We start from the raw sequence: 1,744 nt of genomic DNA on the forward strand, positions 1-1,744 counted from the left end.
CGAGACTGTTCTCGGAGACCGGCGTTTGCTGTTGTTGTGGGGGTGCGGGTGTCGATGCGTGCGGGTCAGCCGGGCGAGGTCCCGGCGGAGACGGTTCGGGTGGCACGGGCGGCGTTCCCGACGGGAAGCCTGGCGATCCGGATCCGGGACGAGCTGGGGGTGTTGTTCACCGACGAGCAGTTCGCGGACCTGTTCCCGGTGCGGGGCAAGCCCGCCTGGTCGCCGAGCCGGCTGACACTGGTGCTGGTGCTGCAGTTCGTGGAGGGGCTGACCGACCGGCAGGCCGCTGAGGCGGTGCGGGCCCGGATCGACTTCAAGTACGCCCTCGGGCTGGAACTCGGCGATCCAGGGTTCGACTTCTCGGTGCTTTCGGAGTTCCGGGACCGGCTGGTCGAGGCGGACGCGGGGCGGCGGGTGCTGGACGGCGTCCTGGAAGCGGCCCGGGCCCGGGGGTTGCTGAAGACGGCGGGCCGGGCCCGGACCGATTCCACCCATGTGCTGTCCTCGGCACGTGAGTTGAGCTGGCTGGAGATGGTGGCCGAGACGCTGCGGTCCGCGCTGAACGCGCTCGCGCGGGCAGCCCCCGCATGGCTGGACCGGGTCGCCGAGCCCGACTGGTTCCATCACTACGCCACCCGGGCCGAGGAGTCCCGGTTCCCGAAGGCCCGTGCCAAGCGGGAGGACGTGGGGCGGCGGATCGGCACGGACGGGATGCGGCTGCTTGAGGCCGTGACCTCTCCCGACGCACCACAGGAGCTGCGGGACCTGCCGCAGGTCCGGGTGCTGCGGCAGATCTGGGTCCAGCAGTTCCACCTGGTCGGGGGCGAGGTGATGCGCCGGGGCCCAAAAGATCGGCCGCCGGGTGCGGTGCGCCTGGTCACCCCGCATGATCCCGAGGCGCGAGGAAGCGTGAAGCGCGACATCGTCTGGGACGGCTACAAGGTCCACGTCACCGAGACCTGCGAGCCGGACACGCCGAACCTGGTCACGAACATGGCCACCACCGCGGCCACCGTCCCCGACAACGTGATGAGCGAGGAGATCCACACCAGTCTCGCCGCCCGTGACTGCCTGCCCGGCGAGCACTGGGTCGATGCCGGATATCCCACCGCCGCCCGGATCGTGATCGCCCGCACCGAGCACGGCATCGACCTGCAGGGGCCGATGGCCGCGAACACCGCCGCTTCGGCCGGCGGCCCCTTCGGACAGGACGCGTTCATCATCGACTGGGACCGCGAGCAGGTGACCTGCCCGAACGGGACCACCAGCACCCAGTGGCACCACCGGTACTCGCAGCAAGGCCTGCCGGTGATCCGGGTCCGCTTCAGCCCCGCCGACTGCCGCCCCTGCCCCCAGCTGCGGGAATGCGCCAACTCGCCCACGGCCGAACGCCGCGAGCTCAACCTGCGGCACCGCGACGAACACGAGGCCGTCCACAACGCCCGGGCCGAGCAGCGGACCGACACCTGGAAAGAGCGCTACAAGATCCGCGCCGGGATCGAGGGCACCATATCCCAAGGCGTCGGACGCTGCGGCCTGCGCAGATCCCGCTACCAGGGCCTGGCCAAGACCAGCCTCCAGCACCAACTCACCGGCGCCGCCATCAACCTCGCCCGCATCGACGCCCACCTCACCGACACACCCCGAGCCCGCACCCGCACCAGCCACTTCGCAGCACTTCGCCCCGCCGAGCAACAGCTCGACGGGGCGAAATGATCAGGATCCCGAATTCACCAACAGCGTC

1 protein-coding gene is annotated in these 1,744 nt (G+C 70.6%); it reads left to right on the forward strand.

Annotated elements, in window-relative coordinates; translation table 11 throughout:
* Positions 1-48: 48 nt before the first annotated feature.
* Entirely contained in the window at positions 49-1,716 is a 1,668-nt protein-coding gene (locus ACFP3U_RS36830; RefSeq protein WP_380230141.1) for an IS1182 family transposase, read from the forward strand.
* Positions 1,717-1,744: the final 28 nt, after the last annotated feature.

It is taken from the genome of Kitasatospora misakiensis (assembly GCF_042656005.1).
Classification (GTDB): Bacteria; Actinomycetota; Actinomycetes; order Streptomycetales; family Streptomycetaceae; genus Kitasatospora; species Kitasatospora misakiensis.